Annotated in this window: 12 protein-coding genes; 9 read left to right on the plus strand and 3 right to left on the minus strand. The window is 61.4% G+C overall.

Going from position 1 to position 13,703, the window contains the following annotated elements; translation table 11 throughout:
- Positions 1–15 precede the first annotated feature (15 nt).
- On the minus strand, positions 16–837 hold the full coding sequence (locus L630_RS0104780; protein WP_024847140.1) for a pyruvate, water dikinase regulatory protein: 822 nt from the start codon (positions 835–837) through the stop codon (positions 16–18).
- Between the two features lie 406 nt (positions 838–1,243).
- Between L630_RS0104780 and hemE the strand changes: the two genes are divergently transcribed.
- From hemE to rho, 3 genes are all read left to right on the plus strand, one after another.
- Positions 1,244–2,269 carry a uroporphyrinogen decarboxylase gene (hemE, locus tag L630_RS0104785; RefSeq protein WP_024847141.1) on the plus strand — a complete coding sequence of 342 codons (1,026 nt, stop codon included), beginning with the start codon at positions 1,244–1,246 and terminating at the stop codon, positions 2,267–2,269.
- Positions 2,270–2,272: 3 nt separating this feature from the next.
- Positions 2,273–2,794, plus strand: a complete 522-nt coding sequence (gene hemJ / locus L630_RS0104790; RefSeq protein ID WP_024847142.1) for a protoporphyrinogen oxidase HemJ — start codon at positions 2,273–2,275, stop codon at positions 2,792–2,794.
- A 222-nt stretch (positions 2,795–3,016) separates the two neighbouring features.
- The gene (rho, locus tag L630_RS0104795) at positions 3,017–4,282 is read left to right on the plus strand and encodes a transcription termination factor Rho (protein ID WP_024847143.1); all 1,266 of its coding nucleotides are present in this window, start codon (positions 3,017–3,019) and stop codon (positions 4,280–4,282) included.
- 63 nt (positions 4,283–4,345) lie between these two features.
- Here the strand turns inward: rho and L630_RS0104800 are convergent, their stop codons facing one another.
- On the minus strand, positions 4,346–6,355 hold the full coding sequence (locus tag L630_RS0104800; RefSeq protein ID WP_024847144.1) for a thioredoxin domain-containing protein: 2,010 nt from the start codon (positions 6,353–6,355) through the stop codon (positions 4,346–4,348).
- Between the two features lie 38 nt (positions 6,356–6,393).
- Between L630_RS0104800 and mnmE the strand changes: the two genes are divergently transcribed.
- The 5 genes from mnmE to L630_RS0104825 all read left to right on the plus strand — a co-directional run bounded on the left by mnmE (position 6,394) and on the right by L630_RS0104825 (position 12,127).
- Positions 6,394–7,719: a tRNA uridine-5-carboxymethylaminomethyl(34) synthesis GTPase MnmE gene (mnmE, locus tag L630_RS0104805; protein WP_024847145.1), complete on the plus strand. Its 1,326-nt coding sequence runs from the start codon at positions 6,394–6,396 to the stop codon at positions 7,717–7,719.
- Positions 7,720–7,881: 162 nt separating this feature from the next.
- Positions 7,882–9,753, plus strand: coding sequence for a tRNA uridine-5-carboxymethylaminomethyl(34) synthesis enzyme MnmG (mnmG, locus tag L630_RS0104810; RefSeq protein ID WP_024847146.1), 1,872 nt, complete (start codon positions 7,882–7,884; stop codon positions 9,751–9,753).
- Positions 9,753–10,397, plus strand: coding sequence for a 16S rRNA (guanine(527)-N(7))-methyltransferase RsmG (rsmG, locus tag L630_RS0104815; protein ID WP_024847147.1), 645 nt, complete (start codon positions 9,753–9,755; stop codon positions 10,395–10,397). Before mnmG ends, rsmG begins: the two co-directional genes overlap by 1 nt.
- A gap of 22 nt (positions 10,398–10,419) precedes the next feature.
- The gene (locus L630_RS0104820) at positions 10,420–11,217 is read left to right on the plus strand and encodes a ParA family protein (protein WP_024847148.1); all 798 of its coding nucleotides are present in this window, start codon (positions 10,420–10,422) and stop codon (positions 11,215–11,217) included.
- Between the two features lie 40 nt (positions 11,218–11,257).
- Positions 11,258–12,127, plus strand: a complete 870-nt coding sequence (locus L630_RS0104825) for a ParB/RepB/Spo0J family partition protein (RefSeq protein WP_024847149.1) — start codon at positions 11,258–11,260, stop codon at positions 12,125–12,127.
- Between the two features lie 15 nt (positions 12,128–12,142).
- On the opposite strand, the gene holA is transcribed toward L630_RS0104825, so the two are convergent.
- Entirely contained in the window at positions 12,143–13,183 is a 1,041-nt protein-coding gene (holA, locus tag L630_RS0104830) for a DNA polymerase III subunit delta (RefSeq protein ID WP_024847150.1), read from the minus strand.
- A gap of 130 nt (positions 13,184–13,313) precedes the next feature.
- Here holA and L630_RS0104835 point away from each other — a divergent pair, with 130 nt between their 5' ends.
- Complete coding sequence (locus L630_RS0104835; RefSeq protein ID WP_024847151.1) at positions 13,314–13,700, plus strand: hypothetical protein; 387 nt, start codon at positions 13,314–13,316, stop codon at positions 13,698–13,700.
- The last annotated feature ends 3 nt before the right edge of the window (positions 13,701–13,703 follow it).

The following is a 13,703-nucleotide window of genomic DNA, read 5'->3' on the forward strand; positions in this document are numbered from 1 at the left end:
CTTGTTGACGCGCCGTTAGCGTGACTTGCCGCGCAATGCAACGATCGCGGCAGCCGTTTCCTCGATCGAGCGGCGGCTGACATCGATTACCGGCCAGCCATGGCGGGCGCAGATCTGGCGCATATAGGCGAGCTCCTGCGCGATCACAGTGCGGTCGACATAGCTCTGCACGTCAAATCCAGGGGAGCTGCCGAGAATGCGGTTCTGGCGAACCTGGGAAATTCGCTCAGCGGTGGCGATCAGCCCGACGATCAGCGGCTTCTCCGCGTGGACGACGCTTTCCGGCACCGGCACGCCGGGCACGATTGGAATGTTGGCCGTCTTGATGCCGCGATTGGCGAGATAGATGCTGGTCGGCGTCTTCGAGGTGCGGGAAATTCCGATGAGCACGACGTCGGCGTCGCCGACCTCATGCACCAGCTGGCCGTCATCATGCTCCATGGTGAAGTTGAGCGCCTCGATGCGGCGGAAATAATCGGCGTCGAGAACGTGCTGGGCACCGACGCGCCTTCCGGCCGGAGCGCCGAGATAGGACTGAAACACCGACAGCACGGGTTCGAGCACCGATACGCAGGGCAGGCCCATTTCCGAGCAGCGCCGGTCGATGATCGAGGCAAGCTGCTGGTCGACCACCGTGTAGAGAACGATTCCCGGAGTCTCGTCGATCTCCTCAAGCACCTTCAAGAGCTGCTTTTCAGTGCGCACCAGTGGGTAGATGTGCTCGATCGCGCGCGCGTTCTTGTACTGCGCCGCGGCTGCCCGTCCGGCGGCCATCAGCGTCTCGCCGGTCGCATCCGAAATCAGATGCAGATGAAAGAAGCTCTGCGGCTTGTTCACAGGCTTGCCCGCGCTCCTGTTGGCAAATGTGGAAAACCTGAGGGTTTCCGCATCGCTGGGGAAAGCGACTGTATCAAAGGTCGAGTTGTCCACAAACTTGCCCAGTGTGCCGAGCGTTCCGGCCATGTGGACGAATGTGGGGAAAGCTGAAGCCTTTGCACAGCGGCTCCAAAGACACCATATTTCGCTCAGGCACAAGCTGCTGTTTTAAAAGATGGAATCCGGGTTATCCCCGAAATTCTGCAATCCCTGTCACGCGGCCTTGCGGCGCTTTGCGTGTTGCGGTTTTTGCCCCAAACGTGGAACAAGCCGTAATTGCGGATTCCAACAGAGTCTAAGAATCAAAAGATTCCTCTTTTCAAAGAATCTATTTGTTTGGTTGGCAGATAGCCGGTGAGGACAGAGCATGGCGCCCAAGCGGATTGTCGTTGACGTTTTGAAGGGAGAGCCAGTCTTCCCGCCACCGATCTGGATGATGCGCCAGGCAGGCCGTTATCTGCCCGAGTACCGGGAAACGCGCGCAAAGGCCGGAAGTTTCCTCGACCTCTGCTACAACCCCGATTTCGCGGTTGAGGTCACCCTTCAGCCGATCCGCCGCTTCGGCTTTGACGCCTCGATCCTGTTCTCCGACATCCTCGTCGTCCCGCATGCGCTCGGGCGTGATCTTCACTTCGAGGAAGGACGCGGTCCGCTGATGACGCCGATCAAGGCAGAGGAAATCGCCGAGATCGACACGTCAGCGTTTCACGTGAATCTTGAACCGGTTTACGAGACGGTCAGGCGGCTACGCCGCGAACTGCCGGAAGAAACGGCGCTGCTTGGTTTCTGCGGCGCGCCCTGGACCGTTGCGACCTACATGATTGCCGGGCACGGAACGCCCGACCAAGCGCCGGCCCGCCTCTTCACCTATGCCAACCCGGAGGCGATGCGTGCGCTGCTGCAGCTGCTCGCCGAGAAGTCGGCCGAATATCTCATCCGCCAGATCGATGCCGGCGCCGACGCCGTGCAGATCTTCGACTCGTGGTCCGGCGTGCTGGACGAAGCCACTTTCAAGATGTGCTGCGTCGAGCCGGTCGCCGAGATCGTCCGGCGTGTGCGTGAGGTTCATCCCGACACTCCGATCATCGGCTTTCCGAAGGGTGCCGGGGCGCTCTACCAGGACTATCGCCAGAAGACCGGCGTCACGGCGCTTGGCCTCGACTGGTCGGTTCCCTGGAGCCAGGCAAGGGCGCTGCAGCGCGAGGGCGCCGTGCAGGGCAATCTCGACCCGATGCGACTTGTTGCCGGCGGCAAGGCTCTCGACGAGGGCGTGACAGCCATCCTGCGCGAGCTCGGCCAGGGACCATTGGTCTTCAACCTCGGCCATGGTATCACGCCGCAAACCCCGATTGTGCATGTCGAGCGCATGATCGAACTCGTCAGGAAAGGCTGAACCTTGGCACAGGCATCCGGCAACCCGGCTACCCGCGCAGTCGTTGCGATCGCCGTTCTGGTGATCCTGACGGCTCTGCTGTTCTGGCTGAACCCTGTCGGGGCCTATCCCTGGATCAAGGCGTTCCACGTGATTGCCGTGATTTCCTGGATGGCCGGCATGCTCTATCTGCCGCGCCTGTTCGTCTACCACGCCGAATCCGAAGTAGGCTCGGCAAAGTCCGAGACCTTCAAGGTGATGGAGCGCCGTTTGCTGCGCGCCATCATCAATCCGGCGATGATGGTGTCGTGGGTGCTGGGCCTCTGGATGGCGTGGAGCATTTATGGCTTCAAGGGCGGCTGGCTGCACGGCAAGATTGCGCTGGTAATCGCCCTTTCCGGCGTGCACGGCTACCTCGCCGCGTCCGTCCGCCGCTTCGCGGAGGACCGCAACACGAAGCCGTCGCGCCACTGGCGGATCGTCAATGAAGTACCGACGGTCCTGATGATCCTGATCGTCATTCTCGTGATCGTGAAGCCGTTTTAGGCCTTTCGGGAACCGCGCATTTCGGCCCTGCGTCGCCCCGCCACAGCGCCTCATGACTTGGTGGCACTAACTCCACTGAAATCGCTTGTTGCGCTTTGACGTTAGGAACGGTATGAGTCGGTTCCCTCTCTCCCCGCATGGCGTAGTGCTTTCTGTCCCAACAGACGCTTCTACAGCGCACAGACGCCCCGCATCTTCATACTCGCCATCAGAGTCCGCATCATGCAGGAAATGAAACTTCAAGAGCTCAAGAGCAAGAGTCCGACCGACCTCATCGCGTTTGCCGAATCGCTTGAGGTCGAGAACGCCAGCGTCCTGCGCAAGCAGGAGCTGATGTTCGCGATTCTGAAAAAGCTCGCAGCGCAGGATGTCGAGATCATTGGCGAAGGCGTTGTCGAGATTCTGCAGGACGGCTTCGGCTTCCTGCGTTCGGCCAATGCGAACTATCTGCCGGGTCCGGACGACATCTACATCTCCCCGTCGCAGATCCGCCGCTTCTCGCTGAAGACTGGCGATACGGTCGAAGGTCCGATCCGCAGCCCGAAGGAAGGCGAGCGCTACTTCGCGCTGCTGAAGGTCAATACGATCAACTTCGAGGATCCTGAGAAGATCCGCCACAAGATCCATTTCGACAACCTGACGCCGCTCTACCCGAATGAGCGCCTGCGGATGGAGACCGACAATCCGACGGGCAAGGACCTGTCGGCCCGCGTGATCGACCTGGTGGCTCCGCTCGGCAAGGGCCAGCGCGGGCTGATCGTGGCGCCGCCGCGTACCGGTAAGACGGTTCTGCTGCAGAACATCGCCCACTCGATCTCGACCAATCACCCGGAAGCCTATCTCATCGTTCTCCTGATCGATGAGCGTCCGGAAGAAGTGACCGACATGCAGCGCTCGGTGAAGGGCGAGGTCGTTTCCTCGACCTTCGACGAGCCGGCCGCCCGCCACGTCCAGGTCGCCGAGATGGTGATCGAGAAGGCGAAGCGTTTGGTCGAGCATGGCCGCGACGTTGTCATTCTGCTCGACTCGATCACGCGCCTCGGCCGCGCCTACAACACCGTTGTGCCGTCCTCGGGCAAGGTGCTTACCGGCGGTGTCGACGCAAACGCACTGCAGCGTCCGAAGCGCTTCTTCGGTGCGGCACGCAACATCGAGGAAGGCGGCTCGCTGACCATTATCGCAACCGCGCTGATCGATACCGGCAGCCGCATGGACGAAGTCATCTTCGAAGAGTTCAAGGGCACCGGTAACTCGGAAATCGTCCTCGACCGCAAAGTGGCCGACAAGCGCATCTTCCCGGCGATGGACATTCTCAAGTCCGGTACCCGCAAGGAGGACCTGCTGGTCAAGCGCCAGGACCTGCAGAAGATCTTCGTCCTGCGCCGCATCCTCGCGCCGATGGGCACCACCGATGCGATCGAGTTCCTCATCGACAAGCTGAAGCAGACGAAGAACAACGCCGAGTTCTTCGACTCGATGAACACGTAACCGAGCAGGCAGACGAATTTGATAAGCGCGCCCTTGTGGCGCGCTTTTTTGTTGTACCGAGTATCAGCCCTGGCTGCGCAACAGCTCCGCTAGGCTTTCCGCGTCGCGCACGGGTGGACGGCAGGACTGGCCGATGCAGAGGTACGCGCCGGGCTCTGACGCATTGATGAACGAGCCGTCCGGCAGGGTGACCTGGCCTTCAGCGCTCCGCGGGATGATGACGTCGGTGCGCGAGAGATCGAAATTTCGATTCGCCTCCGAAACGAGACGCCCGTTTTGTTCGTCGACGAGCATCAGCTTGCGTGGCTCCCGCACTAATTCCGCGGCGGCGATGATTCCGGCGCGGCCGTAGCGCTGCTGCTCGGTTCGACCGAGCGCATGTTCGGCGAGGTCGACTGCACGGTCGTAGAGTTCGCTGTCCGAAGTAACGAGCGACAGCCTCAACACCGCTTTGATGATTTGTGCCGTGGCCGATGGAATCGCCTCATCGACATCACCGCGAATTCTGAGCGGCACGTCATCCGCATCCGACGCGGTGAGGAAATAGCCGAAACCGTCTTCATCGATATACCAGCGATCAAGCGTCGACAAAAACGCTGATGCGTCGCTGATATATCGCGATGAACCCGATGCTTGATAAAGCGAAATCGCCGCATTGATCATCGCAGCGTAGTCGCTCGCCATGGCAGGGAACAACCGCACATCACCGAGCCGCGAATGCGGCAGCCGGCCGTCGCGCGCGGAAGCAACGATCGAGTCATAGGCGCTGGTGGCCAGCTCCAGCCAGTCGGAACGATCGAACACGCGCGAGGCATTGGCGAGCGCAGAAATCATCAGACCGTTCCAGTCGGTGAGCACCTTGTCGTCGCGGCCAGGGCGCACCCTCCGTGCACGCGCTTGAAGGAGCCGAGACTTCAATCCGGCTAGTTCGTCGCGGGCGAGCTCGCGGGGTTCATCGCGCAGATAGAGAATGGGTTCCCCCTCCCATCCGTCAGGTCGCGCGAGAGCGTAGTGCACCAAGAATCGGTCGGCATCATCATCCAGGGCCGTTTCGATCTCCTCGCGCGTCCAGAGATAGAAGCGTCCTTCCTCGCCTTCACTGTCGGCATCGAGGCTGGATGCAAAACCGCCTCCTTCGGCCATCATCTCGCGCTGCAGCCAGGCGATGGTTTCCTCAATCGCGCGCTTGAATGCCGGTCCCCCAGTTCGCGCGTAGACGGCGCTGCCAAGAGCAATGAGCTGCGCGTTGTCGTAGAGCATCTTTTCAAAGTGCGGCACCATCCACTCGGCATCAGTGGAGTAGCGGCACAAGCCCCCGCCAACATGATCGTAAATGCCGCCGGACAGCATGCACTGCAGGCTGAAGGCGACGGCCGCAGCATGATCGTCATGGCCGTTGCGCACGCCGTTCATCCAGAGCGCTTCCATGAACGGAGCATTCGGAAACTTTGGTCCCCCGCGAAGCCCGCCTCTTTCCATATCGAGCGACGAATAAATCGCGTCGGCAAATGCCGGCAGAAGCCGCGCGTCGAGATTTGAATGGATGTTGGTGCCGGCGAGACGCTGGCTGATGTGATCTGAAAGAGCTTCTGACCCGGCTTCAAGATCGGCACGTTTTTCCAGCCAGGTTTGCCCGATCGCCTCCATGATCTGGATGAAGTCCGGACGGCCATAGCGCGGTTCCTTGGGAAAGTAGGTACCGCCCCAAAAAGGTTTCGCGTCCGGGGTCAGGAACATGGTGAGTGGCCAGCCACCCTGTTCGCCCATGGCCGTCAATGCGGCCATGTAGATCTGGTCGACATCCGGCCGTTCCTCACGATCGACCTTGATGTTGACGAACAGACGGTTCATGACGGCCGCAACTTGCTCGTCTTCAAAACTCTCATGGGCCATGACATGACACCAGTGACATGCCGCATAGCCGACGGAGAGGAGGATGGGCCGTTGGGTGGCCTTTGCTTCGGCAAGCGCCTCGGCGGACCACGGTCGCCAGTGAACCGGATTGTGTGCATGCTGGCGCAGATAGGGGCTGCTTTCGCTGGCCAGCAGGTTCTTTGCGGGAAGGATCGTCATGTCTCACCAGAATTTTTGCGGAAGGTAGGGCGGCGGCCATGAATGGGCAAACACTATTCCGGGAAACGATCTTCGCGCTGTCCTCCGGCGCGCTTCCTTCGGGCGTGGCGGTGATCCGCATTTCGGGGCCGGCGGTGAAGAGCATTCTGGAAAAGATCTCCGGGGTGCCTGCTCCTCGCAAGGCACACCTTCGCGAGCTGCGTGCACAGGATGGCCGGCTGCTCGACCATGCCCTCGTTCTCTTCTTTTCTTCTCCCGGGAGCTTTACGGGGGAGGATGTGGCGGAACTCCATGTTCATGGTGGCCGCGCGACGGTGGCAGCAATCCTGGAAGAACTTGCAACCTATCCCGATACGCGGCAGGCCGAGGCCGGCGAGTTCAGTCGCCGCGCCTTCCTCAACGGTAAGATGGATCTGACCGCAGCCGAAGCCCTCTCCGATCTCATCTCCGCCGAGACTGAACAACAGCGCCGCATGGCGGTCGCAAACGCGGATGGCCGTCAACGCGAGCTCTACGAAGGTTGGCGCAAGGCTCTTCTTCGCGCCCGTGCACTGATCGAGGCCGAGCTCGACTTCGCTGACGAGGCGGACGTTCCGGGATCAGTTTCTGATCAGGTATGGGCGAGTGTGGAGCAACTGCGGCAAGACATTCTTAACCATGCCGCTGGCTTTCATGCGGGTGAAATTGTGCGCGAAGGCTTTCGCGTCGTGCTGGTTGGCCGGCCGAACGTCGGCAAGTCCAGTCTTCTAAATGCACTCGCAAAACGCGACGTGGCGATCGTCACGGACATTCCCGGCACTACCCGGGACCTTGTCGAAGTCTCTCTTGATCTCGGCGGACTGAAAGTCATCGTGACGGACACGGCTGGCATTCGGGAGACAGAAGACGTGGTCGAGCGCATTGGCGTTGAGCGGGCAAGGCAAGCCACTGAGCGCGCGGATCTGATCCTGGAGCTCGACGATGGATCAGGAGATGTTCCCGAGATCAAGCTGCCGGGCGTTCCGGTTCTGAAGGTCGCGACGAAGGCAGATGTCAGGGCGCTTGCTCCCACCGACGGACATGATGTGGCAATCGCCGCGCCATCAGGACGAGGCATGTTGGAGCTCGAGGCTCGCGTTCGCGCTATGGCAGAAGCAGCATCTTCTGCCGCCGCCGGTGTGGTCCCCACGCGCGCGCGCCAGGTTGAGCTCCTGAACCGGGCGGCGCAGCATCTCGATAATGCGGTGCAAGCCACACAACTCGACCTCGAGTTGCGGGCTGAAGAGTTGCGGCTGGCCGAATACGCGCTTGGAAAGATCGTGGGTTCCGTCGACGCGGAAGAGCTGCTTGGAGTTATCTTCTCCGAGTTCTGTATCGGCAAGTGATTCACGTGAAACACCTAGCTCATGCCGCGTTCGTGTGATTCACGTGAAACACGGTCCGAAACACCCCATTGAAGCAGGCGCATTGTTTCACGTGAAACGACTCTAAAAAGCTTGACTCACAACCTCGGCGCACCCATTGCCTTCGGTAGAAGAGGTAATGCCATGTCCATGCATTATGATGTGATCGTCATCGGCGGCGGCCACGCCGGATGTGAAGCTGCAGCCGCGGCTGCACGTGCTGGCGCGAAAACCGCGCTGCTGACGATGAAGCGCGATACGATCGGCGTGATGTCCTGCAATCCTGCCATTGGCGGATTGGGCAAAGGACATCTCGTCCGCGAGATCGATGCCCTCGACGGCCTGATGGGACGTGTCGCAGATGCGGCCGGCATCCAATTCCGAATGCTCAACCGCCGCAAGGGACCGGCTGTCCGCGGGCCGCGCACCCAAGCCGATCGCAAGCTCTACACGCTGGCGATGCAGGCGGCGATCGCTGAGCAACCGAATCTCGAAGTCATAGAGGGGGAGGCCGAAGACCTTTTGCTACAAGACCGCCGTGTTTGCGGGGTCGTTCTGCTTGATGGCAGGGAGCTTGCCACGACTTCGGTGGTCCTGACCACAGGGACCTTCCTGCGCGGTTTGATCCATATTGGTGACGAGCGTTTCCCCGCCGGGCGTATCGGCGAAAAGGCATCAACCGGTCTGTCGGCCACCATGAACCGAGCCGGCTTCAAACTCGCACGCCTCAAGACCGGCACCCCTGCCCGCCTCGACGGCCGCACCATCGACTGGGCTTCGTTGGAGATGCAGGCTGCGGACGATGAGCTCGTGCCCTTCTCGCTGATGACGGAGAAGATCACGACGCCTCAGATCGAGTGCGGCATTACCCGCACGACGCAACGCACACACGAGATCATTCGCGAGAATCTGCATCGTTCGGCGATGTACTCGGGGAACATTGAAGGTATCGGCCCGCGCTACTGCCCGTCGATCGAGGACAAGATCGTCAAGTTCGGTGACCGGGACGGCCATCAGATCTTCCTGGAGCCGGAAGGCTTGGATGATCACACCGTCTACCCCAACGGCATTTCGACCTCCCTGCCCCGCGACGCGCAGGATGCCCTGATTGCCTCCATTCCCGGACTGGAGCGAGCGACGATCCTGCAGCACGGCTACGCGATCGAGTATGACCACGTCGATCCGCGCGAACTGGAGATGTCACTGGAGACCCGGCGCGTGCCCGGGCTGTTTCTAGCCGGACAGATCAACGGTACGACCGGTTACGAAGAAGCGGCGGCGCAAGGCATCATCGCGGGTCTGAACGCGGCGCGTAAGGCGGCGGGGGAAGATCCCGTCATCCTCGGCCGTGGCGATGCGTACATCGGGGTAATGATCGATGACCTGGTGAGCCGTGGCGTTTCCGAGCCTTATCGCATGTTCACATCGCGCGCCGAGTTCCGCCTATCGCTGCGCGCGGACAATGCCGACGAAAGGTTGACGCCGCTTGGGGTAGAGCTGGGGATCGTCGGGCGAGCACGTCAGGCGAAATTCGAGGCGCTGGAACAGGAGCTGGCGGACGCCCGCGAGCTCGCCAAGTCGCTGAATCTCACCCCGAACGAGGCAAGCAAATATGGCCTTGCGCTCAACCGGGATGGGCAGCGTCGCTCGGCTTACGAGCTGATGTCATACCCCGACATCGACTTCCAGCGTCTACTCAGCGTGTGGCCGCAGCTTGGCGCGATCAGTCCAAAGACAGCTGAGCGTCTGGAGACCGAGGCTCGTTATGCAGTTTATCTCGAGCGCCAGAATGCCGACGTTGCAGTTCTCCGCCGGGAGCAGGAACGTGAGGTTCCGGCCGACATGGACTACACGCTGCTGCCTGGTCTGTCTAAGGAGCTGCAGCAAAAGCTTTCAACACGGCGCCCTCGATCGCTGGCGGAGGCACAGCGGATAGACGGAATGACGCCTGCGGCTCTTGCGATCATCATATCAGTGCTGCAGCAGCACGCGCGTGCGGAGCGGGGCGCTGCCTAATGGACAAGTACGAGCTTCTACGTGACGTCGCGGGAGACGTTTCACGTGAAACTTTTGAGCGGCTTGAACACTTCGAGGCTGAATTCAAGCGGTGGAACAGCCGTATCAATCTGGCTGCGCCGTCGACACTGAACCAACTTTGGGAGCGGCACATCCTCGACAGCGCACAGATCGCTCCCCTCGCCCCAACCGCCTTACGTTGGCTGGACCTTGGCTCGGGCGGCGGCTTTCCCGGCGCGATCATGGCGATCATCCTGCGCGAACGCCCGGGTGCACACATCGAGCTCGTCGAGAGCAACAACAAGAAGGCAGCCTTCCTGAAATCCGTCCTGGGTTCTCTTGGCGCCCCTGCGACGGTTCATGTATCGCGAATCGAGCAAGCGGTAGGAAAGGTAGAGCAGCCGGAAATCGTCACCGCCCGGGCTCTCGCTCCCCTGCCCCTGCTGTTGAAACTTGCCTCGCCGTGGCTGCTCGACGGTGCTAGCGCGCTGTTTCACAAAGGACGGGATTACGCTATGGAGGTTCATGAAAGCCGTACCAGCTACGGATTCGATCTGGTACAACATGTGAGCAGGATCGATTCCGAGAGTCGGATCCTCGAAATTTGGCAGTTGAAGGACGCGAAAGTTTCGTCTGACACCTGATCGACACATGGCTGATAAAGACATGACCCCGTTCCCGCGCATTATCACCGTCGCCAATCAGAAGGGCGGCGTGGGCAAGACGACGACGACGATCAATCTGGCGACTGCTCTCGCGGCGATTGGCGAAAAAGTCCTGATCGTCGATCTCGATCCGCAGGGTAACGCCTCGACCGGCCTTGGCATCGACCGTCAGGATCGCGAGGTTTCGTCGTACGACCTGCTAACCGGCCAGGCGACCGTCATCGAAGCTGCGATCCCGACTGCTGTGCCTGGCTTGTCGATCATTGCGTCGACGCTTGATCTGCTCGGCATCGAAATGGAAATCGCCGCGGCGCCGGACCGTGTGCTGCGTCTGCGCAATGCGCTGCGTCGCTCGGCCACCGAGGGCGCCGGTTATTCTTATGTCCTGATTGACTGCCCGCCTTCGCTCAACCTGCTGACGCTAAACTCCATGGCCGCGGCGGATTCGGTTCTAGTCCCGCTGCAGTGCGAGTTCTTTGCGCTCGAGGGTCTGAGCCAGCTCTTGCAGACTGTCGAGCAGATCCGCAGCACGATCAATCCTTCGCTGAATATCCAGGGTATTGTCCTGACAATGTTTGATGGCCGTAACAATCTGGCCAATCAGGTTGTTGAGGATGTTCGCGCGCATATGGGCGAGAAGGTTTACGATACGGTGATCCCGCGCAACGTGCGAGTGTCGGAGGCGCCGTCGCACGGCAAACCGGCGATCCTCTACGACCTCAAGTGCACCGGCAGCCAGGCGTACCTGCAGCTGGCTTCCGAAGTCATCCGCCGTGAACGGCAGCTTCGCGCTGCCTGAAGCAAAGTCGATTCGGTAACGAAATGAAGCGGGAGCGGCTATGAGCGAAGATCCATCAAGGCGCAGACTGGGACGCGGCCTCGCGGCGCTTATCGGCGAGATGGACAAGCCTGTTGAGCAAGTGACTGCACCGCGGATCGGCGCCGACAACAAGGTGCCGATCGAGTTCGTGCACCCTAACCCGCGCAACCCGCGCCGCAGTTTTGCCGAGGAAGAGCTTTCCGACCTTGCTCAATCGATCCGCGAGCATGGAGTCGTGCAGCCGGTCGTGGTGCGCACGGCAACGGGCGGGCGTTATGAGATTATCGCCGGTGAGCGCCGCTGGCGTGCCGCACAGCTAGCAGGCCTGGCCGAAATTCCGGTGATCATCCGCGAAGTCGATGACCGCGTCGCGCTCGAGCTCGCGATCATCGAGAACGTGCAGCGCTCCGATCTCAATCCGGTCGAAGAAGCGCTTGGATATCAACAGCTTATCGACGAGCACAACTATACTCAGGCCGATCTTGGCCAGGTCATCGGCAAGAGCCGCAGTCATGTGGCGAACACGCTGCGGCTATTGAAGCTGCCGGACGAAGTGCGGCAGATGCTGGTCGACGGTGTGCTGTCGGCCGGCCATGCGCGTACGCTGGTGACAGCCGAGGACCCGGTCGCGCTGGCCAAGCTGATCGTCGAGGAAGGCCTTTCGGTTCGTCAGGCCGAGGCGCTGGCGCAGATGCCCGCCGAGCAAGCGGCGAAGCCGAAAGCGGTGCCGGCCGAAAAGGACGCCGACACGATAGCGCTGGAAAAGACGCTGTCGGACATTATTGGCCTCAAGGTTGCGATTAACCACGGCAAGCGCGGCGGCGAACTCCGGATTGCCTACAAGACGCTCGAGCAGCTCGACGAGATCTGCCACCGCTTGCGCAGCTAGATCTTGGGCAGGCGCTCAGCGCCTGCTTCTTGCTGCTTCCACTACAAGCGCCATCAGCGCCTGCCTCGCGGTCGCAACCGTGAGGTCGGGCCGTTGGCGTGTCAGCAGCACGGCAGCCTGCAGCCGCTCAAGTGCCCGGGCGATTGCCGCGCTCGTCCATTTCTGCAGCGCCATTTCCACCAGCTTGCGCCTGGCAAAGAACACCGGCGGCCGGGCGGATGCGACCACGGCCCCGGCAGGCTTGTTGCTTGCTTCCATTTCCGCCCGCATCAGCTGCAGCGACTGGAACTGGCGCATTGCGCCCGAAAGCACCAGAAAAGCCGGAGAGCCTGAGCCGACCAGGCGGGTGAAGCTGGTGTCGAAAGTCTGCGCATTGCCGATGAGAACTGCGTCCACGGCGTCGTCGGCGCTGATGCCCGCGACATTGCCGCTGATAGCTTCGATGTCCGCGACGGTGACTTCACGTTGCCCGTGGCAATAGAGGGCGATTTTCTCGACCTCGCCACGCGAGGCGAGGCGGTCGCCCCCAAGGCCCGCCTTCAAAGCTTGTCGGGCTTCCATGGAGATGGTGAGGCCTTCGCGGGATAGGACTTCGTCGATGACGGTGTCGAGCGATCGGCCCTCGTCCGCGTAGCACGGAAGCGCCATGCAGCGGTCGGCTGCCTCGATGGTGCCGCGCAGGCCTGCACCCTTCTTAAGGTCACTTGCCTCGATCAGGATGATTGCGTCCTGCGGCGGCGCGGAGGCGAGACCCTTCACCTCATCGGCGAGCTGCTTTTGTGCCCCAGCGCCCTTGATCCAGATGAGGCGGCGGTCGGAAAACATCGGCACGGTGCCGGCCTCGTCGGTGAGGCGCCCGGGTGAGGCTTCGACTTCCGATGCGTCAAGGCGAACGGACGAGAAGGGATCCTCGGGATCAAGCCCGAGCGTCTTGACAAACGCCGTCGCGCGTTCGGAGACAAGGCCGCGGTCGGGCCCGTAGATCAGGACGATGCGGACTTCCGGATCGGGCCGCCTCAGCCAGGAATCGACTTCGTGAGCTTTCTTCTGTGCCATGAGCTTCTGGCTACCACAGAACGAGGTTTGGGAAAGCCCCTCAATCGGCAGTCGCAACCTGAATGGGAACCGCCTTCGAAGTCAGCGCGTTAGGGTGGCGAGATGGGGGCAACGAACGACGGAGAGTATGATGACTGATCCGAGAAGCACCGACCCCCGCCTGGACCCAAACGTTCCGCGCCCCGGCGCGCCTTACAGCGATCCCGCTGCTGATCCGCTGATCAATGATCGGCCGATCCCTGCTGATCGCGGACGTGGCGGCCTTATCGCTGCCGGCGTTATAGCAGTCCTCCTGGTGATTGCGCTGATCGCATTCAACACCGGCCCTTCCACTGACCCGGGCACGACTGCGGTAATCCCGGAGCAGAGTGAGCAGGCACCGGCCAATGATGCGCCGAGCGCGGCTCCGACCACGCCGGATGCAACGGCCCCTGCCCCGGCAACGCCGGCACCGGCACCAGAGGCAGCTCCGGCTCCTTCGGAACCTGCCGCCCCGGCACCCGCACCGGCGCAGTAATTA

Origin of the sequence: Aminobacter sp. J41 (genome assembly GCF_000526635.1) — a bacterium.
Taxonomy (GTDB): Bacteria; Pseudomonadota; Alphaproteobacteria; order Rhizobiales; family Rhizobiaceae; genus Aerobium.